A 20,804-nucleotide genomic window follows, 5' to 3' on the forward strand; every position below is an offset into this window, starting at 1 on the left:
AGTTATGCCTGATGACCATAGCAAGTTGGTCCCACCCCTTCCCATCCCGAACAGGACCGTGAAACAACTTTGCGCCGATGATAGTGCTGCAACCAGTGTGAAAGTAGGTTATCGTCAGGCTTGTTATATAAAAAACCCCGCTAGGTGCGGGGTTTTTTTTCGTCTGCAGCATTCATGGGATCAGATGCCCCAGGTGATGCTTTCATTTTCTGCTTTGGCCGAGCGCAGCATCTCCATCAAAGGATAGGCGCGCTGTGAAAAATGCACTTTTTGCGCGCGCGCATGGGCACCCGTTTCACCATCTTCCAGCGTTTCCGGCGTATGCGCATCATGTTCGATGTCATTTTCCGGATGCAGTTTGCTTTCCGCGACTTCTTTTTCCAGCAGCGCCAGGGCATCGCCCGCTTCCGCTGGCGTGATGACGCCGCGTGTGGGGTTCTTGTGCAGGATGTCGAGGATACGCTGGGCATGTTCCTGGTACATCAGCACTTCAGGGGAAGATTTGGATTTGAATGAGATCAACATAAGCGCTTTCTGAAACTTGTTGTTAGTGTCGAAACAATATCACGACTTGAAATGTCGCACAGGCCGTCCGATTGCCCGGATTGCACATTTGCAAGCCGGTTATGACCATCTGTTGGACAACGCACGTATTTACAAGGGCTCGCTGACCGTGAAAACACCTGTTTAAGCGATCGTTAAGTCTCAATCCAGTTTCACCGAGTCCATGAAGGTGTCGATGGTGTCACGCGACAGCTTGCTTTCCTCCCCAAGAATGATGATCTGGAAGATACGTTTGTCCTGCGCCACAAAACGACCGACCAGCAAGACGGGCTTGCCTTGCTGCGTGCCCGTCGCTTCGACGCTCAGCGAGCTGCGTTGATGGCTGCCGGCAGGCGTGCTGCTGGCCGCCGATGCGGATTTTTCGCTGCGCACGGTACCGTTGATATTTTTCAGCAGCGCCATCTGCATGGCAGGCAGCGCCGCCCGTGCCTGTTCCGCACTGTCGAGCACGGCGCTGCCGATGGCGAAGGTAGCGCCATCGACCTCGCTGGCCGTCATGGTCAGGCTGACTTTCTTGCCATCGAGATCGATCTCGCGCGTCAGCACGGCGGGCTTGCCAGGGAACAAGGCCGTGAACTGGGCGTCGGGGCTGCGATAATCGCGCCAGTCGAATTTCGGACTGCAGGCGGACAGGATGCTGACGGCCGCGAGCGTAGCCAGAAAGAGGGCAAGTGATGGTTTTTTCATCAGCAGATGGTAGCAGCGCCGCCAGTCGCGCGCAATCGCGCGCAATCGCGCACGTGTGGCGCTTACGGGCCGCCTTATATCTCGCGCAGCACGCGCCGGTACTGGATCGCTTCGGCGACATGCGGCGGCGTGATGGCGGAGCTGTCCGCCAGATCCGCGATGCTGCGCGCCACGCGCAGTACCCGGTGGTAGGTGCGCGCCGACCAGTGCAGGCGCGTCATGGCGCCATGCAGCAACTGTTCGCCGTGTGGCTCCAGGCGACAATGCTGTTCGATTTCCATGTTGCTCAGGCGCTGGTTGGACTTTCCCTGGCGTGCCAGCTGCAAGGCAAAGGCTGCCGCTACCCGGGTGGCGATGGCTTGCGTACTTTCGCCGGCGCCTGCACGTCGCCCCAGCGCCGCCGGCGGCATGGCGGCCACTTCAATCTGCAGGTCGATACGGTCGAGCAGCGGGCCGGACAGGCGATTGTGATAACGGAGCACGGCGTCTGGCGTACAGCGGCAGCGGCCGGAAGCGTGACCCAGATAGCCGCACGGGCAGGGATTCATGGCGGCAATCAGTTGAAAGCGCGCAGGAAACTCGGCCTGGCGGGCCGCGCGTGAAATGCTGATGACGCCCGATTCCATGGGCTGGCGCAGCACATCGAGCACCCGGCGCTGGAATTCGGCGATTTCATCGAGAAACAGCACGCCGCAGTGTGCCAGCGAGATTTCTCCCGGGCGCGGCACGTTGCCGCCACCCACCAGGGCTACGCCGGACGCCGTCTGGTGCGGGGCGCGATAGGGCCGCCGTTTCCAGTGTTCCACCTTGAAGTGGCCGCCCAGCGAATGCACGGCCGCCGATTCCAGCGCCTCTTCATCGCTCATGGGCGGCAGCACGCCGGGGAAGCGGCTGGCCAGCGTGGTCTTGCCTGCGCCCGGCGGCCCCACCATCAGGACGTTGTGACCGCCCGCCGCCGCCACTTCCAGTGCGCGCCGCGCCTGCTGCTGCCCTTGCACGTCGGCGAAGTCGGGATAGGGAAACGTGTGCGCTGCCAGCACGGGCCGGTGGCGTTGCAGGGCAGTGTGGCTGGCGTGGGGGGCAAAATGCGCGCAGACCTCGAGCAGGCTGTGGGCAGGATAGATGCAGGCATTGCCGACGAGAGCGGCCTCGTCCGCGTTCGCCTGCGGCAGGATGAAGGCGCGTGGCGCGCCCGACTGACTGCGCTGCATGGCAAAGGTCATGGCCAAGGCGCCGCGGATGGGACGCAACTGGCCAGACAGCGACAGTTCGCCCGCGAATTCATAGTGCTGTAATTGGTCGCCCGGCAACTGGCCGGAGGCGGCCAGGATGCCCAGTGCGATGGGCAAGTCGAAGCGGCCCGATTCCTTGGGCAAGTCTGCCGGCGCCAGATTGGCCGTGATGCGCCGCGCCGGCATTTCGAAGCCGCAGTTTTGCAACGCGGCACGCACGCGGTCGCGCGACTCCTTCACTTCCGTATCCGGCAGGCCGACTATCGTAAACGAGGGCAAGCCATTGGCAAGGTGGACTTCGACACTTACCTCTGGCGCCTCCATGCCGGCCAAGGCGCGGCTTTTCAGGACGGCCAGGCTCATCAGACTCCCCTGTAGCGCGGACGCGGGCAGGATCAGTCTAGCGCGTGCAACGCCATCAGGCTTGAGCTATGCCAGCAAGGCCGTCAATAACGGAGCCTCGCTGGCGGCACCTCAGGTCTTCGACTCGTTCAGGCGCGTTTCCAGCTCGATCAGGCGCAATTCCAGTGCGTCCAGTTTGGCGCGGGTCTTGGCCAGCACTTGCGCCTGGATATCGAATTCCTCGCGCGTGACGAGATCGAGGCGGGCGAAGCCCTGGGTCATCATCGATTTCACGTTTTTCTCGATATCCTTGGCCGGCGAGTTTTCGATGGCTTGATGGATCTTGCCCTGCAAGTCGTTAAAGAAGGTATTCATGTCCATGGTCTGTCCTTTTATGGTGCGGCCTGTGCATCGCACCATTGCGGTGCACAGCGGCGTTAATCTGGTGCGAAACTGGGCGGTTCATGCTGCTTTAGTCGCCCATGCCCGCATGTCCAGGGGCTTGCAGGGTATGTGTGGCCGGAAACGCCCCTGTCAAGGTGGCAAGAGAGCTGGCACGTATTCTGCTAAAGAAAGGATGAACGCTTTGTGATCTCCAGCCAAGATTTTAAACCTCAACCGCTTTAAAAGTTCAATAAAAGGGAATCGCCATGAAGAATCTGTCCAAGAACATGACTTTAGCAGCCGCATTGACGTTGGCCATGAGCGCCTTGTGCGGTAGCGCCATGGCCCAGGATGCGGCGGCGCCCGCTGCGGCCGAGGCTGTACCCGACAATGTGGTGAGCTACAACGTGGCGCTGACCAGCGATTACCGTTATCGCGGCATCTCGCAAAGCCGCTTGGACCCGGCCATCAGCGGCGGTGCCGACTATACCCATAACCCAACGGGCCTGTATGTGGGCACCTGGCTGTCGAGCATCAAATGGATCAAGGATGGCGGCGGCGATACCAATCTGGAATGGGATATCTACGGCGGCAAGCGGGGCGAGATCAGCAAGGATTTTACCTATGACGTGGGCGGACTGTACTATTTCTATCCATCGAATGGACTGAGCACCAATGCCAATACCTTCGAGCTGTACGGCCAGCTCGGCTACGGTCCGATGTATATCAAGTACTCGCATTCGACCACCAATCTGTTCGGCGTTGCCGACAGCAAGAACAGCGGCTACCTCGACGTGGGCGCGAATATCGATATGTACGAAGGCTATCTGCTGAACCTGCACGTGGGCCGCCAGAAGGTCGAACATAACGATGCCCTCAGCTATACCGATTACAAACTGGGTGTCACCAAGGATTTTGGCATGGCAACGGTCGCCCTGGCCTACGTCAAGGCCAACATCACGTCGTTGGCACCGAACGGCAAGAACCTGGCGAAATCCGGTCTCGTGCTGACCGTATCGAAAACCTTTTAAGCGAGACTGCCATGAAAATGATTACTGCGATCATTAAGCCGTTCAAACTGGACGAAGTACGCGAAGCTTTGTCGGCTATCAATGTGCAAGGCATTACCGTCACGGAAGTGAAAGGTTTCGGCCGCCAGAAAGGTCACACGGAACTCTACCGTGGCGCCGAGTATGTCGTCGATTTCTTGCCAAAAACCAAAATTGAAGCGGCCGTCGATGACGCCATTGTCGACCAGGCCATCGAAGCGATCGAAGGCGCCGCGCGTACCGGTAAAATCGGCGATGGCAAGATTTTCGTCTACAACCTGGAACAGGTCATCCGCATCCGTACCGGTGAAACCGGCAACGAAGCGCTCTAAGGGGAATATTGATGCGTAAAAATATAACAAAATTGCTAGCTGGGTTTGCCTGTCTGTGTGCGTTTGGCATCGCCGCGCCGAGCTTTGCCGATGCGCCCGCCAAGACGGAGGCGGCCACGACCACAGCCGTCGCCGCCCCGGCCGTCACGCCGCTTGCTGACGCTGCGGCTCCGGCTGCCGCCGCGCCGGCCCCGGCTGCTGCCGCGCCAGCCGCGCCCGTCGCCAACAAGGGCGACACCAGTTTCATGATGATCAGCACCTTGCTGGTGATCTTGATGACGATTCCCGGCCTGGCCCTGTTCTACGGCGGCCTGGTGCGCTCGAAGAACATGCTGTCGGTGCTGATGCAAGTGTTCATGGTGTTCGCGCTGGTGATCGTGTTGTGGTGCATTTATGGCTATTCGATCGCCTTCACGGAAAAAACCGCCTTCTTCGGTGGCTTCGACCGCCTGTTCCTGAACGGCATCTGGGATCCGGCCAAGGGCACGTTCGCCGCCGCCGCCACCTTCAGCAAGGGCGTCGTCATTCCCGAGTTCGTCTTTGTCGCCTTCCAGGGCACGTTTGCCGCCATCACCTGCGCGCTGATCGTCGGCGCCTTTGCCGAGCGCGCCAAGTTTGCCGCCGTGCTGGCCTTCGTCGTGCTGTGGTTCACGTTCGCCTACCTGCCAGCGGCCCACATGGTGTGGTTCTGGACCGGTCCTGACCTGATCACCAACGCCGCCACCTCGGCCAGCGAAGCCTTGAAGGCTGGCTGGATCTGGCAAAAAGGCGCGCTCGACTTCGCCGGCGGCACCGTGGTGCACATCAACGCCGCCGTCGCCGGCCTGGTGGGCGCCATCATGATCGGCAAGCGCGTCGGCTACGGCCGCGAATCGATGGCACCGCACTCGCTGACGATGACGATGATAGGCGCATCCTTGCTGTGGGTGGGCTGGTTCGGTTTCAATGCCGGTTCCTCGCTGGAAGCGGGCGACGTGGCTGCCCTGGCCTTCGTCAACACCTTGCTGGCGACCGCCGCCGCGACCCTGTCGTGGGTGTTTGGCGAATGGATCAGCAAAGGCAAGCCATCCATGCTCGGCGGCGCGTCCGGCGCCGTGGCAGGCCTGGTGGCGATCACCCCGGCGGCCGGTTTCGTCGGCCCGATGGGCGGCCTGGTCATCGGCTTGCTGGCCGGCATCGTCTGCCTGTGGGGCGTGAATGGCCTGAAACGCCTGATCGGCGCCGACGATTCGCTCGACGTGTTCGGCGTGCATGGCGTGGGCGGTATCCTCGGCGCCTTGCTGACGGGTGTGTTTGCTGCACCACAATTGGGCGGCCAGGGCATCTTCGACTATGTCACCAACAAGATGTCGGCGGATCCGTATTCGATCGGCCATCAGGTGTGGGTGCAGGCGCAAGCGGTCGGCACGACCATCCTCTGGTCGGCCATCGTCTCCGTCGTCGCCTACAAACTGGTCGACATCGTCATCGGCCTGCGCGTACCGGAAGAAGAAGAGCGCGAAGGCCTCGATATCACCAGCCACGGCGAGCAGGCATATCATGGTTAAATAGTCATTATCTGGCATGCCAGCGCCCCGGCGCGGCATGTCCGGCTGGAAAAGGCGCCTCATCGAGGTGCCTTTTTTTCGTTGTGGGAATGGAAAAGGTCTTTAAAACAAGGGTTTTGCCCCGATTTGGGCTACTTACACGGTAATATAGTCGGCAGTTCTGTGTGCTTTTTTGAATACTGCACATAATTTAAGGATGTAACTATGGTTCCCCATCTCGTCACGGCCCTGACCGGACCGCTGCTCGACCTCGAAAAAAAGATTCTGGCCGCGACGCCGGCCATTGAGCGCTGGTTTCGCATGGAGTGGCAAGAACACACGCCGCCCTTCTATTGCTCGGTAGACTTGCGTAATGCGGGCTACAAGCTGGCGCCCGTCGATACCAATCTGTTCCCTGGCGGTTTTCATAACCTGGCCACGGAAATGCTGCCCCTGTCCGTGCAGGCGGCCATGGCCGCCATCGACAAGTATTGCCCGGACGCCCGCAACCTGCTGATCGTGCCGGAATTGCACAACACGACGCCGCAATACCTGCAGAACGTGGCGCGCTTGATGCAGATCTTCCGCCAGACGGGGCTGCACGTGCGCTTCGGCTCCTGGTCGCCCGACATCACCCAGCCGACACCGTTGGCGTTGCCAGATGGCAACATGCTCGTCATCGAGCCGCTCGTGCGCCTGAACAATGGCCGTCGCCTGGGCTTGAAGGATTTCGATCCGTGCACGATTCTGCTGAATAACGACTTGTCGGACGGCATTCCCGACATCCTGCAAAACATCCATGAGCAAAGCCTGCTGCCGCCTTTGCATGCGGGCTGGGCCTTGCGCCGCAAGAGCAACCACTACACGGCCTACGATGAGGTGGTGAAAAAATTCGGCAAGATGATCGATGTCGACCCGTGGATGCTCAACCCCTTCCACGCCAAGTGCAGCGACGTGAACTTCCAGGAAGGCGAGGGCGAAGACGCGCTGGCCGCCAGCGTCGACGTGCTGCTGGCCAAGATCCGCAAGAAATACAAGGAATACGGCATCAAGGAAAAGCCCTTCGTCATCGTCAAGCCCGACGCGGGCACGTATGGCACGGGCATCATGACGGTGCGCGACGCCAGCGAAGTGCGCGACCTGTCGCGCAAGCAGCGCGACAAGATGTCCATCGTCAAGGACGGCAAGGTTGTCACCGACGTCATCATCCAGGAAGGCGTGCCGACCTTTGAAAGCATCAAGGATGCGGTGGCCGAGCCTGTCGTCTACATGATCGACCGCTATGTGGTGGGCGGTTTCTACCGCGTGCACGCGGAAAAGGGCGTGGACCAGAACCTGAACGCGCCCGGTTCGCAGTACGTGCCGCTGGCATTTGCCCAGCAGCATGCGGTGCCAGACTTGAAGGCCAAGCCGGGCACGGCCGCGCCGAACCGCTTCTATGTGTATGGCGTGGTGGCGCGCCTGGCCTTGCTGGCCGCGTCGCTGGAAATGGAGCGCACGGACCCGAATCCCGAGGTGTATTGATCCACCCCTGCAGCTTGCCGGGCGCGGCGACCACCGCGCCTGGCGATCTCGGCTAGAATCAAGCATTCCTTATCCAGGCTCCCCGATTGGACGCACCATGAAAATTGCATTCCTTGCCGACCCGCTGGCAGGCTTCAAGACTTACAAAGATTCCACCTTCGCCATGATGCGCGAGGCGGCCAGACGCGGCCACGCCGTGTACGCCTTCGAACAGAAGGACATGGCGCTGGAAGAGGGCATCGTCACGGCGCGGGTACAGCATATCGAGCTGACGGGCGACGAACACGACTGGTACAAGGTCGTCTCCACAGAGGAAGTGCGCCTGTCGACCCTGGACGCCATCATCGAGCGTAAGGACCCGCCCTTCGACATGGAATACGTGTACGGCACGTATCTGCTGGAACTGGCGGAAAAGCAGGGCGCGCACGTATTCAACAAGCCGTCCGCCATCCGCGACAACAATGAAAAGCTGGCCATCGCCCAGTTTTCCGAATTCACCTCGCCGACCCTGGTGACGTCGAACGAAGCGCGCCTGCGCGCCTTCCACGCCAAGCACCAGGACGTCATCTTCAAGCCGCTCGACGGCATGGGCGGCACGGGCATCTTCCGCGTCAAGGCCGATGGCCTGAACCTGGGCGCCATCATCGAGACCCTGACGGACAATGGCGCGCAGACCATCATGGCGCAGCGCTTCATCGCCGACATCGTCAAGGGCGACAAGCGCATCCTCGTCATCGGCGGCAAGCCGGTGCCGTTTTCGCTGGCGCGCATCCCGCAGGCGGGCGAAGTGCGCGGCAACCTGGCGGCCGGCGGCACCGGCGTGGCGCAGCCATTGACGGCGCGCGACCTGGAAATCGCGGAAAAGCTGGGCCCCATCCTGGCCGCGCGTGGCCTGATGCTGGTAGGATTGGACGTGATCGGCGACTACCTGACGGAAGTCAATGTCACCAGCCCGACCTGCTTCCAGGAAATCATGCAGCAGACCGGCTTTGACGTGGCGGCCATGTTTGTCGACGCCGTCGAGCATGGCGTTGCGCAAGCGCAGCAGCGCTAGAAGGTGAAACGATTATGGTAGGGATTTTGCTCATGACACATGCACCGCTGGGACAGGCCTTCATCGCCGCCTGCGCGCATGTGTTTCGCGGGCCAACGGAACGGTTTGAAGCCATCGACGTCGTCGCCGACCAGGACCTGGCGGAAGTGCAGAAGCTGGCGTCGGAAGCCATCTGCCGCCTCGATGACGGCTCCGGCGTGCTGGTGATTACCGACGTGAAGGGCGGCACGCCGTCGAACTGCTGCAACAAGCTGGCCGATGCGGGCAGGGTGGAAGTCATCGCCGGCATCAGCCTGCCGATGCTGCTGCGCGCCATCACGTATCGCCGCGACACGCTCGACGTGGTGGTGGAGATGGCGCTGGCCGGTGCGCAAAGCGGCGCCGTGCGCGTCGATAACCGCATCCGCGTGGGCGAATAGGGAAGTGCAAGGCCGCCGCCCTGAAGGCGGCGGGTTTTATAGGCCAAGATTGTCATCAGCGTAGTGCATTCAGGGATAGAGACCATACAAAAATGATTCAAAAAGAACTCGAAATCATCAACAAGCTGGGACTGCACGCACGCGCCTCCGCCAAATTTACCCAGCTCGCCGCCAAGTTCAAGAGCGACGTCTGGCTGACCCGCAACGCGCGCCGCATCAACGCCAAGTCCATCATGGGCGTGATGATGCTGGCCGCCGGCAAGGGCGCGAAAGTGACCCTGGAAGCCGAGGGCGATGATGAGCAGGCATGCGTCGATGCCCTCACCGCCCTGATTAATGACAGGTTTGGCGAAGGCGAGTAATGCCCGCCGAACGCAGCCGCAGCCGCCTTCCGACAGGTCACCCCATGGCATCTTTCACGCTCCACGGCATCCCGGTCTCCCGCGGCATCGCCATTGGCCGCGCGCATCTGCTGGCGCCGGCCGCCCTTGACGTCAAACATTACCTGGTCGCCCAGGAACAGATCGAAGCCGAAGTCCAGCGCCTGCAAAGCGCCATCGCCACCGTTCACAAGGAACTGCAAACCCTGTGGAACGAGCTGCCGAAGGATGCGCCCACGGAACTGGGCGCGTTCATCGACGTCCACGCGCTGATCCTGTCCGATCCGATGATTTCCGAAGCGCCGCTTGACATCATCCGCAAGCGCCACTACAACGCCGAATGGGCGCTGCTCACACAGATCGATGAATTGTCGGCCCAGTTCGACGAAATCGAAGACCCGTACCTGCGCGAGCGCAAGGCTGACATCCAGCAGGTTGCCGAACGCGTCTTGAAAGTCTTGCTGGGCACCGAGCAGCTGTTGCCCAAGGCGGCCGCCGAAGATGAATTGATGGCGCAGATGATCGTCGTCGCGCACGACATCTCGCCGGCCGACATGCTGCAGTTCCGCGACCGCTCCTTCATCGGCTTCATCACCGACGTGGGCGGGCAGAACTCGCACACGGCCATCGTCGCGCGCAGCCTCGATATCCCGGCCGCCGTCGGCATGTCGCAGGCGTCGATGCTGATCGAGCAGGACGACTGGCTGATCATCGACGGCGACGCCGGCGTGGTCATCGCCAACCCCAGTCCCCTGGTGCTGGAACAGTACCGCGAGCGCCAGACGGCCATGCAGCGCGCGCGCAAGAAGCTGGGCAAGCTGAAAAAGACGCCGGCCGTCACCAAATGCGGCACCCCGATCACTTTGCTGGCGAATATCGAATTGCCCGAGGATTGCGCGTTCGCGCTGGAGTCGGGCGCCAGCGGCGTGGGCCTGTTCCGCTCCGAATTCCTGTTCATGGGCCGCGCCCACAAGATACCCACCGAGGACGAGCAGTTCGAGGCTTACCGCAACACGGTGCAGTCGATGAAAGGGCGCGTGGTGACCATCCGCACGCTCGACATCGGCGCCGACAAGCCGCTCGACCAATCCGACCATACGGCCTTGAATCCCGCCCTGGGTTTGCGCGCCATCCGTTACTGCCTGGCCGAGCCGCAGCTGTTTCTGACGCAGCTGCGTGCCATTTTGCGCGCCTCGGCCTTCGGCAAGGTGCGCATCCTGATTCCCATGCTGGCGCACGCGTTCGAGATCGACCAGTCGCTGGCCATGATCGCGCAAGCGAAGGCCAGCCTGCGCGAGGACGGCGTCAAGTTCGACGACGCCGTTGAAGTGGGCGCCATGATCGAGATTCCCGCCGCCGCGCTGGCCCTGCCCATGTTCGTCAAGCGCATGGATTTCCTGTCGATCGGCACGAATGACCTGATCCAGTACACCTTGGCCATCGACCGCGTCGATTATGAGGTGGCGCATTTGTACAATCCGCTGCATCCGGCCGTGCTGCAACTGATCTCCATGACGATCGCCGCCGGCCACAAGGCGGGCATCGACGTGGCCGTGTGCGGCGAAATGGCGGGCGACGTGAAGCTCACGCGCTTGCTGCTGGGTATGGGACTGCGCGAGTTTTCCATGCATCCGGCCCAGCTGTTGGCGGTCAAGCAAGAGATCCTGAACAGCGATCTGGGCCTGATTGCGCCACAAATGCGCAAAATTATGCGTTCCATGGAACCAAATGTGATCGCGGAAGCTGTCCGGCAACTGCAGCTCATGTAAACTGTCACCTTATCGGCATCAGGACACATCGCGCGCGGCAAGATGTGTCCTGATGCTAAAGTTGCAGCACCTATCATCGCGGCGCTGCATCGACCATGGCCCGTGGGGCCGCCCCCCTTTTATAAACCGACACACATGTCATCCATTGGAATCGTTTCGCCGCAAACCATGTATTTTGCGCAACCCCTGCAGCTGCAAAGCGGAGCATCGCTGCGGGACTATATGTTGATGTATGAAACCTACGGCACCCTGAACGCCGACAAATCGAACGCGGTGCTGGTCTGCCACGCCCTGAACGCCTCGCACCACGTGGCCGGCGTGTATGCCGACGAGCCGAAAAGCACGGGCTGGTGGGACAATATGGTCGGTCCCGGCAAGCCGCTCGACACCAACAAATTCTTCGTCATCGGCGTCAACAACCTGGGCTCCTGCTTCGGCTCGACGGGCCCCATGCACACCAATCCGGCCACCGGCAAGCCGTATGGCGCCTCTTTCCCCGTCGTCACGGTGGAAGACTGGGTCAGCGCGCAGGCGCGCCTGGCCGATGAACTGGGCATCACCCAGTTCGCCGCCGTGATGGGAGGCTCGCTGGGCGGCATGCAGGCGCTGGCGTGGAGCATCATGTTCCCCGAGCGCTTGCGCCACTGCGTGGTGATCGCCTCGACGGCCAAGCTGTCGGCGCAAAACATCGCCTTCAACGACGTGGCGCGCCAGGCCATCCTGTCCGACCCCGATTACCATGGCGGCGACTTCTATGCCCATGGCGTGGTGCCGAAGAACGGCTTGCGCGTGGCGCGCATGGTGGGCCACATCACGTATCTGTCGAATGACGACATGGCCGAAAAATTCGGCCGCAAGCTGCGCGACGCGGCGCAGACGGGCGATTACAAATTCGGCTTCGGCATCGATTTCGAGATCGAATCGTACCTGCGCTACCAGGGCGACAAGTTCTCCGAATACTTCGACGCCAACACGTATTTATTGATCACCAAGGCGCTCGATTATTTCGATCCGGCGCGCGCGCATGGCGGCGACCTGGCCAAGGCCCTGTCGGGCACGAAGGCCAAGTTCTTCCTCGCCTCGTTCTCCACCGACTGGCGCTTCTCGCCCGAGCGCAGCCGCGAAATCGTTGAGGCGCTCGTCTGCAACCGCCGCCAGGTCACGTATGCGGAAATCGACGCGCCGCACGGCCACGACGCCTTCCTGCTGGAAGATGCGCGCTACATGAACATGGTGCGCGCCTATTATGGCCAGGTATGGAACGACATCGGGGCGGGCTTGCCCGCTCCTGCACAGCACACCGCCGTCCACCAGGGCGCGAAGGAGACCGCATGACTTTTGACGAATTGAGCGCGCTGCGCCCCGACCTGGCCTTCATCGCCCACTGGGTGCCGAACAACGCGCACGTGCTGGACGTGGGCTGCGGCGAAGGCGTGATGCTGCAGTACCTGCAAAGCGACAAGGAGTGCAGCGGCTATGGCATCGAGATCGCCGACGACAAGGTGCTGGCCAGCACCCAGCGCGGCGTGAACGTGATCCAGCAGGACATGGAAAAGGGCCTGGCCATCTTTGGCGACAACAGCTTCGACACGGTGCTGTGCCTGTCGTCGCTGCAGATGATGAAACAGGTCGAGCCGCTGCTGCGCGACATCGTGCGCGTGGGTGCCGAGGCCATCGTCTCGTTCCCCAACTTCGCCTACTGGCCGCACCGCGTGGCGCTGCTGAAAGGCCGCATGCCCGTGTCGAAATCGCTGCCCTACCAATGGTACGACACGCCCAACGTGCGCTGCGCCACCATCAACGACTTCCGCGAGCTGGCCGAGGAATGCGGCCTGGAAGTGATCGAATGCGTGGCCCTGGCCGAAGGCAAGATGGTCTCCGTGCTGCCCAACCTGCGCGGCGACCTGGCCGTCTTCCGCCTGCGTAAAAAAGCGGTGCATTGATGAGCACAAGCCCGGCGCCTGGCTGGCGCTCCTATGCCAACGGCCGCATGCTGGCCGTGCTGGTGCTGGGCTTCAGTTCCGGCCTGCCCCTGTTCATCCTGCTGTACCTGCTGCAGGCATGGCTGGCCAAGTCGGGCCTGAACGTCAAGGCGCTGGGGCTGTTCGCCCTGGTGCAGTTCCCGTATATCTGGAAATTCCTGTGGGCGCCCCTGATGGACCGCTACCGCATACTGGGCCTGGGACGCCGGCGCGGCTGGATGGCGGCTACGCAAGTGGCGCTGTTCTTTTCCATCGGCGCCATGGGCATGCTCGATCCGCTCACGCAGATCGGCCTGATCGCGGCGGCCGCCGGCGGCGTCGCCTTCCTGTCGGCCAGCCAGGACATCGTCATCGACGCCTACCGGCGCGAAATCCTCAGTGACAACGAGCAGGGCCTGGGCGCCGCCGTCATCGTCAACGCGTACAAGGTGGCGGGCATGGTGCCGGGCGCGCTGTCGCTGATCCTGGCCGACCGCATGCCATGGCAGCCCGTGTTCTGGATCACGGCCGCCTTCATGCTGCCGGGCCTCGTCTGCACCCTGCTGATCAGGGAACCCACCGTGTACGGCTCGCCACCGAAGACCATGCGCGAAGCGATCATTCTGCCGTTCCAGGAGTTCATCGCGCGCGATGGTTGGCGTAACGCAATGTGGATCCTCGCCTTTGTATTACTCTACAAAATCGGCGACAGCATGGCCACGGCGCTGGCGACGAAGTTTTATCTCGACCTGGGTTTTAGCATGACGCAGATCGGCCTGGCCGCCAATACCACGGGTTTCTGGGCCAGCCTGGCCGGCGGCGTGGTGGGCGGCGTGTGGATGCTCAAGCTGGGCATCAACCGGGGCCTGTGGGTGTTCGGCGCGCTGCAGGCGATCGCGATTCTCGGCTTTGCCTGGCTGGCGCAGGTGGGACCGAACACCATGCTATTGAGCGCCGTGATCGGTTTTGAAGCCTTCGCCAGCCTGGGCCTGGGTGCGGCCGCCTTTGTCGCGTTCCTGTCGCGCACCACGGACCCGCGCTACACGGCCACGCAATATGCCTTGTTTTCCAGCCTGAGCGCCGTGCCGCGCACCCTGATCAACGCCTCGGTGGGCTTCTTGGTCGCGGAGCTGGGCTGGTTTTCGTTTTTCATCGTGTGCTTCTTCCTGGCTTTCCCGGCCATGATGATGCTGCCTAAAATCGCTCCATGGAGGTCTGCCAATGGCACCAATATCCCTTAAACGTTACACCGTCCTGGCCAGCCTGTGCGCGGCCACCGCGCTGGCGCCGCTGTCCGTCCACGCCCAGCAGGCGACGGTACAGGATGGCATCAAGGTGCGTCCCTTGTCGACCACGCGCATCTTTGCCGGCGGCGCCGATTTCAATGCACAATCGAAGCAGCAATATACGCAGCTGGTCAACGAAGCGAAGGAAAAAAATGCGCTGGTGCCCGACAGCGACCCGCAAGTGAAACGCCTGCGCGCCATCGCCCAGCGCATCATCCCGTTCGCCACGCGCTGGAACGAGGCGGCGGCCAGCTGGAACTGGCAGATCAACCTGCTCAACTCGGACGAGGTCAACGCCTTCTGCATGCCGGGCGGGCAGATCGCTTTTTATAGCGGCATCATCACCAAGCTGAATCTGACCGACGATGAAGTGGCCGTCGTCATGGGCCATGAAATCTCGCACGCCTTGCGCGAGCACTCGCAGGCGCAGGCAGGCAAGGGCAATCTGGCCGCCGTTGGCGCCAAGCTGGCCGGCGCCGGCCTGTCGGCCTGGCTCGGCGTCGATCCGAATCTGACCAGCACCGCCACGAATATGGCGGCCAAGGGCGTGATGCTGAAGTTCTCGCGCGACGATGAACGCGAGGCGGACCTGATCGGCATGGACCTGGCCGCGCGCGCCGGTTTCGACCCGCGCGCCGGCGTGGTGCTATGGCAGAAGATGGCGGCGGTCAGCAAGGGCGCGCCGCCGGAATTCCTCTCGACGCACCCGTCGGGCAGCGACCGCATCTCGCAGATGAACAGCCATATGGCACAAGTGCTGCCCCTGTACGCGCGCAGCAAGGGCGTCAGCGTCGAGGCTTTGCCGCCTTACCGCAGCAACGCCGTCGCGCAGCGCTAGGATGTCCAGCCGTCACCTTGCCGCACCCTTGCCCATGCGCGACGGCGTGGCGCCAAGCTACCTGTGGCTGCCGGAAGGGCAGTGGCCCGACATGCTGTCGTTTCTGCTCGAACGCTATCCGCAGATCAGCGCCGCGCAATGGCAGGACCGCATGGCGCGCGGCGAAGTGGTGAACGGCGACGGTGCCGTGCTGGCGCCCGACAGCGCATACCGGCGCGGCATGCGCATTTTTTACTACCGCGAGCTGGAACGCGAAACGCCGATCCCGTTCCAGGAAGAGATACTGTTCCAGGACGAGCACCTGGTGGTGGTCGACAAGCCGCACTTTCTGCCCATGACGCCGGGCGGGCGCTTCGTGCAGGAGACCCTGCTGACGCGTTTGAAGAAAAACCTGGACTGCGCCGAGCTGACGCCCATCCACCGCCTCGACCGCGAGACGGCCGGCGTGGTGATTTTCTCGCGCCAGGTCGCCAGCCGTGGCGCCTACCAGTCGCTGTTCCAGCGCCGCGAAGTGCGCAAGACGTACGAGGCGCTGGCGCCGCGCCTGACTGGCCGCGATTTTCCATTCACCTATCGCAGCCGCATGGTCGAGGGAGCGCAGTTTTTTCTCATGCGCGAGGAAGAGGGCGAGCCGAACTCGGAAACCATCATCGACGTGATCGAAGAACGCGGCGACGTGTGCCTGTATCGGCTGCAGCCGCACACGGGGCGCAAGCACCAGCTGCGCGTGCACCTGGCCGCGCTGGGCATCCCCATTGTCAACGATGCGTTTTATCCGGTGGCCCTGCCGTGCAAGGAAGACGACATGGCGCACCCGCTGCAGTTGCTGGCGCGCGCCATCGATTTCACGGACCCGTTGAGCGGCGCGCCGCGCCATTTTGAAAGCCGGCGCAGCCTGTAACGGTGCTTAGGCCTTGAGCGTGTAATCGATGATCAGAGGCGCATGGTCGGAGAAGCGCTCGTCCTTGTAGACGCTGACCGTGTGCGCCTGGGCCGCGATGCCGGGCGTGGCGACGTGGTAGTCGATGCGCCAGCCCACGTTCTTCGCGTAGGCTTGTCCGCGGTTGCTCCACCACGTGTACTGGTCTTCGCGCTTGTCCAGGCCGCGGTGCACGTCGACGAAGCCCACTTCGTCGAAGACGCGCGTCAGCCACGCGCGCTCTTCCGGCAGGAAGCCGGAATTCTTCTTGTTGCCCTTCCAGTTTTTCAGGTCGATTTCGTGGTGGGCGATGTTCCAGTCGCCGCAGATGACCACTTCGCGGCCCAGCGCCTTCAATTCCAGCAAATGCGGCAGGAACAGTTCCATGAAGCGGAACTTGGCTTCCTGGCGCTCCGGGCCGGACGAACCGGACGGGCAGTACACGGAAATGACGGACAGGTTGCCAAAATCACAGCGCACGTAGCGGCCTTCGGCATCGAATTCGGGGCTGCCGAAGCCGATATGCACGGCGTCCGGTTCGACCTTGCTGTACACGCCCGTGCCGGAATAGCCTTTTTTCTCGGCGTAGTGGAAATGGCCGTGATAGCCGTGCGGGTTGAGGAATTCCGGCGTCATGTCGGGCAACTGCGCCTTCAATTCCTGCACGCAGATGAAATCGGCCGTCTGCGTGCCCATCCAGTTGAAGAAGCCTTTTTTGGCGGCGGAACGGATGCCGTTCAGGTTGGCGGAGATAATTTTTGGCATAGGTCTAGAGTGAAAGGGCGCTGGCCGGGGCCGACAGGCGCGGCATGGCGATTGTCTCGCCGGTGCGCGCGGATTAAAATACAGGCACTTTTAAAAAATGAGGCTAATGTGAATAATTTACGCCAGCAGTTTATCGCGTTTTCAGTATCCAAGGGAGTCTTGCGGTTCGGCGAGTTCACCACCAAGGCCGGGCGCCAGTCGCCGTACTTCTTCAATGCGGGCCTGTTCCATGACGGCGCCACCCTGGCCGAGCTGGCGCAGTTCTACGCGCAGACCCTGCTCGACTCGGGCGTCGAATTCGACATGCTGTTCGGTCCCGCCTACAAGGGCATCACCCTGGCGTCGGCCACCGCCGTGGCGCTGGCCGGCAAGGGCCGCAACACCTCGTTCGCCTTCAACCGCAAGGAAGCCAAGGATCATGGCGAAGGCGGCACCATCGTCGGCGCCAAATTGCATGGCAAAGTCGTCATCATTGATGATGTGATCTCGGCCGGCACCTCGGTGCGCGAATCGGTGGACATGATCCGCGCCGCCGGCGCCGAGCCATGCGCCGTGCTGATCGCGCTGGACCGCATGGAGCGCTCGGGCCCGGACGGCCAGCTGTCGCCAAGTTCGGCCGTGCAGGAAGTGTCGAAACAGTATGGCATTCCCGTCATCTCGATCGGCAACCTGGACGACTTGTTCGGCTACCTGAACGGCGCCGGCGCCGATCCGGAACTGCTGCAATATAAGGATGCAGTTTCCGCGTATCGCGCCAAGTATGGCATTTAAAGCGCCCATGGCGGCGTTGCGGCGCGTTGCCGCACTAGCGTGCTGTCTGCCGCGCCGCGCCTTGCCCTGAGCACTTTAAATCGTTTTGTCTTCCAGCAGCGCCCGCAACCGCGGGTCGCTGCAGGCGGCGCCAGCTTGCGGATGACATTGCAACAGCCTGCGCAGCAGCGCGCCGCCGATGCCGCGCCGCCGGAACGGCGGTTTCACGAACAGCATGTTCACCGTCACGTCATCGGCGTGTCGGCTGATGTCGAGCATGGCCACCTGCTGGCCGTCGATCCACGCGCACAGCGCGCTGTCCCCTTGCCAGTCTATTCGCATCACGCCAGCCATGGTGTGAGCGCCGCATGCAGGCCCAGGGCGAACAGGCCGATAAAAAAGCAGCGCTTGAATACCAGCTGCGCGATGCGCCCGCGCAACCATTGACCGGCCAGCATGCCGGCCAGCGCCGGCAGCAGCGCATACGCGGAAGCGCCGGCCGCACCGAGGCTGAAGTCGCCGTGCAGGGCCAGGCTGGCCGCCAGCGCCACGGTCGACGCCGTAAATGCCAGTCCCAGCGCCTGCACCAGCGCATCGCGCGCCAGGCCCAGTCCCTGCAGATACGGCACGGCGGGGATCACGAAGACGCCCGTGGCGGCCGTCACCAGTCCCGTCACCGCGCCCGCCACGGGCCCCAGCCACGCTTCGTGCCGCGCCGGCACGCGCAACTGCAGCGAGAACAATCCCGCCAGCGCATACAACATCAGCGCCACGCCCAGCGTGACGACGGCCCAGGCGCCGCTGTCGCTCGGCAGCAGGGCGCCGCCGGCCAGGGTGCCCGCCATGACGGTGGCCAGCATGGGCCACAAACGCGGCAGCAGTGCGCGCAGGCCGGGGCCGGCCGCCAGTTGCCATACGTTCGTCACCATCGAAGGCACGATCAAGAGGGCCGCCGCCTGCACGGGCGGCATGACGAGGCTCAGCGTACCCATGGCCACCGTTGGCAGTCCCAGACCGACTACGCCCTTGACGAAGCCAGCGACGAGGAAGCTGGCGCCGACGGCCAGCAGGAATGACGTCTCCATCTTTTCTATTCCGCAGTGATTTTGCGTGGATTCTGCGCTTGCCCGTGACTTTCGCCAAGGTGGATTATTTTGAGTCAGCCTAAGGAATGGACGAAGGCTGATAAGATGGCGGAAAGGAGAGCCGCCATGCGCTTTGATCTGGTCGATTTGCAGCTGTTTGTCAACGTGATGGAGGCGGGCAGCCTGACGGCGGGCGCCGCGCGCAGCCATCTCGCATTGGCCTCGAGCAGCGCGCGCGTGCGCGGCATGGAAGAGATGCTGGGCATGCCGCTGCTGCTGCGCGGGCGGCGCGGCGTGGAGCCGACCCCCGTGGGCCAGACCCTGCTGCATCACGCGCGCCTGGTGCTGCTGCAAATGGAGAAAATGCGCGGCGAGCTCGGTGAATTTGCGCGCGGCTTGAAAGGGCAGTTGCGGCTGCTGTGCAATACGGCCGCGCTCAGCGAATTCTTGCCCGAAGCGCTGGGCGCTTTTCTCGACCGCCATCCGAACCTGACCATCGACCTGGAAGAGCGCCTCAGTTACGATATCGTCAAGGCCGTCTCGGAAGGACTGGCCGACATGGGCATCGTGTCCGATTCCGTCGACATGCGCGGCTTGCAGACGTTTTTGTTTCGCCCCGACCGGCTGGTGGTCATCGCCGCGGCCGACGGCGTGCATCACCGCGCGCTGGGCCAGGATGGCGTCGTCGACTTTGCCAGCGTACTGGATCACGATTTCATCGGCCTGGCCGACGACAGCGCGATGCAGCAGTACCTGGGCATGCATGCGGCGCGCCTGGGCCGCCCGTTGAAGGTGCGCGTGCGCCTGCGCAGCTTCGATGCCGTGTGCCGCATGGTGGCCAGCGGCGTGGGCATCAGCGTGGTGCCGCTGGCGGCGGCCAGCCGCTGCCAGCAGACGATGGCGCTGCGCTGCCTGGAATTATCCGATCCCTGGTCGGTACGCAATCTGACGATTTGCGTGCGCCAGTTCAGTGAATTACCCCTGTATGCGCGCCAGTTGATCGATCATCTGAAGGCGTGACAGGGCATGACAGGAGCAGCGATGCGTTTTTCAGAAGACAAGATGGCCAGCCTGCGGTGCAGCGACCAGGTCGAGCGGCCGATTCACATCTGGCAGCCGGAGCATCCCCGTGCCGTGATCCTGGCGATCCACGGCGGCATGGCGCACGCGGGCGACTACGTCACGCCGGCGCTGACCTTCCGCCAGCACGGCATCGCCACCGTCAGCTTCGACATGGTGGGCCACGATGGCAAGCGCAAGGTCGATATCCCCTCGTTCGACGCCTTCCTCGACGACGAGGAACTGTTCCTAGCCTGGGTCAAGCAGACGTATCCGGGCTTGCCGATCTTCGTCATGGGCCACTCGATGGGCGGCCTGATCGCCACGCATCTGGGACTGCGGCGTTTCGCGGGCGACCCGGCGATCAAGGGCTTCATCATCTCCTCGCCGTATTACGTGAATGCGATTCCCGTGCCGAAGGTGCTGCAGATGCTGTCGGGCTGGCTGGCGCAGCGCTTCCCCATGATGAAGGTACCTCTGGGGAATCTGACCATGCTGCTCACGCACGACCAGACCATCACCGCGCGCCATTTCCAGGACGAGCGCGACGGCATCCGCGCCAGCGCCGCCTCGGTGCGCTTCGCCCATGCGCTCACGTCGGCGCAAAAGGAACTGGCGGGTGGCTTGTCGGACTGGCGCTTCCCCCTGTTCGCCGTGGTGGCGGGCGACGACAAGCTGGCCAACAGCCGCGCCACGGAAAGCCTGCTGCGCAGCGTGCCCGATGGCTTGCTCGACTATCACTACTATCCGGCCAATTACCACGAGAATTTCAATGAAGTGAACCGCGACGTGATCTTTGCCGCCATCCTGGCCTGGATGGAAAAGCTGCTCTCACCCGTGCCGGCGTGAGGCGCCAGTATCGTTATAATCGGCTTGACT

23 protein-coding genes and 1 rRNA gene are annotated in these 20,804 nt (G+C 62.5%); 17 read left to right on the plus strand and 7 right to left on the minus strand.

Translation table 11 applies throughout. The features are described from left to right. Positions 1 to 7: 7 nt before the first annotated feature. Positions 8 to 120, plus strand: a 5S ribosomal RNA gene (gene rrf / locus GCN78_RS21275). A gap of 60 nt (positions 121 to 180) precedes the next feature. On the opposite strand, the gene GCN78_RS21280 is transcribed toward rrf, so the two are convergent. From GCN78_RS21280 to GCN78_RS21295, 4 genes are all read right to left on the minus strand, one after another. After that, positions 181 to 525 (minus strand): DUF1840 domain-containing protein, encoded by a 345-nt coding sequence (locus tag GCN78_RS21280; protein WP_034749443.1) that lies wholly within the window; start codon positions 523 to 525, stop codon positions 181 to 183. A 180-nt stretch (positions 526 to 705) separates the two neighbouring features. Further along, on the minus strand, positions 706 to 1,251 hold the full coding sequence (locus tag GCN78_RS21285) for a hypothetical protein (RefSeq protein ID WP_152253485.1): 546 nt from the start codon (positions 1,249 to 1,251) through the stop codon (positions 706 to 708). Positions 1,252 to 1,325: 74 nt separating this feature from the next. Next, a complete protein-coding gene (locus GCN78_RS21290; RefSeq protein WP_152253486.1) occupies positions 1,326 to 2,846 on the minus strand; it encodes a YifB family Mg chelatase-like AAA ATPase in 1,521 nt (506 codons plus the stop codon). A gap of 111 nt (positions 2,847 to 2,957) precedes the next feature. Next, positions 2,958 to 3,206, minus strand: a complete 249-nt coding sequence (locus GCN78_RS21295; RefSeq protein WP_152253487.1) for an accessory factor UbiK family protein — start codon at positions 3,204 to 3,206, stop codon at positions 2,958 to 2,960. Positions 3,207 to 3,475: 269 nt separating this feature from the next. On the opposite strand from GCN78_RS21295, the gene GCN78_RS21300 reads away from it, so the two are divergent. The 13 genes from GCN78_RS21300 (at position 3,476) to GCN78_RS21360 (ending at position 16,248) form a co-directional block, all read left to right on the plus strand. Next, complete coding sequence (locus GCN78_RS21300; RefSeq protein ID WP_152253488.1) at positions 3,476 to 4,240, plus strand: TorF family putative porin; 765 nt, start codon at positions 3,476 to 3,478, stop codon at positions 4,238 to 4,240. Positions 4,241 to 4,251: 11 nt separating this feature from the next. Next, positions 4,252 to 4,590: a P-II family nitrogen regulator gene (locus tag GCN78_RS21305; RefSeq protein ID WP_010393464.1), complete on the plus strand. Its 339-nt coding sequence runs from the start codon at positions 4,252 to 4,254 to the stop codon at positions 4,588 to 4,590. Between the two features lie 11 nt (positions 4,591 to 4,601). Further along, positions 4,602 to 6,137 carry an ammonium transporter gene (locus GCN78_RS21310; RefSeq protein WP_152253489.1) on the plus strand — a complete coding sequence of 512 codons (1,536 nt, stop codon included), beginning with the start codon at positions 4,602 to 4,604 and terminating at the stop codon, positions 6,135 to 6,137. A gap of 204 nt (positions 6,138 to 6,341) precedes the next feature. After that, positions 6,342 to 7,640 (plus strand): glutamate--cysteine ligase, encoded by a 1,299-nt coding sequence (gene gshA / locus GCN78_RS21315; RefSeq protein ID WP_077399358.1) that lies wholly within the window; start codon positions 6,342 to 6,344, stop codon positions 7,638 to 7,640. Positions 7,641 to 7,737: 97 nt separating this feature from the next. Next, on the plus strand, positions 7,738 to 8,694 hold the full coding sequence (gene gshB, locus GCN78_RS21320; protein ID WP_152253490.1) for a glutathione synthase: 957 nt from the start codon (positions 7,738 to 7,740) through the stop codon (positions 8,692 to 8,694). A 14-nt stretch (positions 8,695 to 8,708) separates the two neighbouring features. Beyond that, positions 8,709 to 9,113 carry a PTS sugar transporter subunit IIA gene (locus GCN78_RS21325; protein WP_029496035.1) on the plus strand — a complete coding sequence of 135 codons (405 nt, stop codon included), beginning with the start codon at positions 8,709 to 8,711 and terminating at the stop codon, positions 9,111 to 9,113. A gap of 92 nt (positions 9,114 to 9,205) precedes the next feature. Beyond that, positions 9,206 to 9,475, plus strand: a complete 270-nt coding sequence (locus GCN78_RS21330) for an HPr family phosphocarrier protein (protein WP_010393142.1) — start codon at positions 9,206 to 9,208, stop codon at positions 9,473 to 9,475. Between the two features lie 44 nt (positions 9,476 to 9,519). Continuing rightward, entirely contained in the window at positions 9,520 to 11,262 is a 1,743-nt protein-coding gene (gene ptsP, locus GCN78_RS21335; protein ID WP_152253491.1) for a phosphoenolpyruvate--protein phosphotransferase, read from the plus strand. Between the two features lie 135 nt (positions 11,263 to 11,397). Next, the gene (gene metX / locus GCN78_RS21340) at positions 11,398 to 12,597 is read left to right on the plus strand and encodes a homoserine O-succinyltransferase MetX (RefSeq protein WP_152253492.1); all 1,200 of its coding nucleotides are present in this window, start codon (positions 11,398 to 11,400) and stop codon (positions 12,595 to 12,597) included. After that, positions 12,594 to 13,205, plus strand: a complete 612-nt coding sequence (gene metW / locus GCN78_RS21345) for a methionine biosynthesis protein MetW (protein ID WP_152253493.1) — start codon at positions 12,594 to 12,596, stop codon at positions 13,203 to 13,205. The genes metX and metW overlap by 4 nt, the downstream gene beginning before the upstream one ends. After that, positions 13,205 to 14,464, plus strand: a complete 1,260-nt coding sequence (locus GCN78_RS21350; RefSeq protein ID WP_152253494.1) for an AmpG family muropeptide MFS transporter — start codon at positions 13,205 to 13,207, stop codon at positions 14,462 to 14,464. Before metW ends, GCN78_RS21350 begins: the two co-directional genes overlap by 1 nt. Beyond that, positions 14,445 to 15,347, plus strand: a complete 903-nt coding sequence (locus GCN78_RS21355) for a M48 family metallopeptidase (RefSeq protein WP_152253495.1) — start codon at positions 14,445 to 14,447, stop codon at positions 15,345 to 15,347. The genes GCN78_RS21350 and GCN78_RS21355 overlap by 20 nt, the downstream gene beginning before the upstream one ends. Before the next feature lies 1 nt (position 15,348). Beyond that, entirely contained in the window at positions 15,349 to 16,248 is a 900-nt protein-coding gene (locus GCN78_RS21360) for a pseudouridine synthase (RefSeq protein WP_152253496.1), read from the plus strand. Between the two features lie 6 nt (positions 16,249 to 16,254). Here the strand turns inward: GCN78_RS21360 and GCN78_RS21365 are convergent, their stop codons facing one another. Next, positions 16,255 to 17,031: an exodeoxyribonuclease III gene (locus GCN78_RS21365; protein WP_077399376.1), complete on the minus strand. Its 777-nt coding sequence runs from the start codon at positions 17,029 to 17,031 to the stop codon at positions 16,255 to 16,257. Positions 17,032 to 17,139: 108 nt separating this feature from the next. On the opposite strand from GCN78_RS21365, the gene pyrE reads away from it, so the two are divergent. Further along, complete coding sequence (pyrE, locus tag GCN78_RS21370; protein ID WP_152253497.1) at positions 17,140 to 17,802, plus strand: orotate phosphoribosyltransferase; 663 nt, start codon at positions 17,140 to 17,142, stop codon at positions 17,800 to 17,802. A 75-nt stretch (positions 17,803 to 17,877) separates the two neighbouring features. Here pyrE and GCN78_RS21375 read toward each other — a convergent pair whose 3' ends face one another. Further along, positions 17,878 to 18,135: a GNAT family N-acetyltransferase gene (locus GCN78_RS21375; protein WP_193316819.1), complete on the minus strand. Its 258-nt coding sequence runs from the start codon at positions 18,133 to 18,135 to the stop codon at positions 17,878 to 17,880. Further along, positions 18,123 to 18,866 carry a sulfite exporter TauE/SafE family protein gene (locus tag GCN78_RS21380; RefSeq protein WP_152253499.1) on the minus strand — a complete coding sequence of 248 codons (744 nt, stop codon included), beginning with the start codon at positions 18,864 to 18,866 and terminating at the stop codon, positions 18,123 to 18,125. The genes GCN78_RS21375 and GCN78_RS21380 overlap by 13 nt, the downstream gene beginning before the upstream one ends. A 126-nt stretch (positions 18,867 to 18,992) precedes the next feature. Here GCN78_RS21380 and GCN78_RS21385 point away from each other — a divergent pair, with 126 nt between their 5' ends. Further along, positions 18,993 to 19,886: a LysR substrate-binding domain-containing protein gene (locus GCN78_RS21385; protein ID WP_152253500.1), complete on the plus strand. Its 894-nt coding sequence runs from the start codon at positions 18,993 to 18,995 to the stop codon at positions 19,884 to 19,886. A gap of 21 nt (positions 19,887 to 19,907) precedes the next feature. Next, complete coding sequence (locus GCN78_RS21390) at positions 19,908 to 20,774, plus strand: alpha/beta fold hydrolase (RefSeq protein WP_152253501.1); 867 nt, start codon at positions 19,908 to 19,910, stop codon at positions 20,772 to 20,774. The last annotated feature ends 30 nt before the right edge of the window (positions 20,775 to 20,804 follow it).

The sequence above is a fragment of the Janthinobacterium rivuli genome (assembly GCF_009208735.1).
Classification (GTDB): domain Bacteria; phylum Pseudomonadota; class Gammaproteobacteria; order Burkholderiales; family Burkholderiaceae_D; genus Janthinobacterium.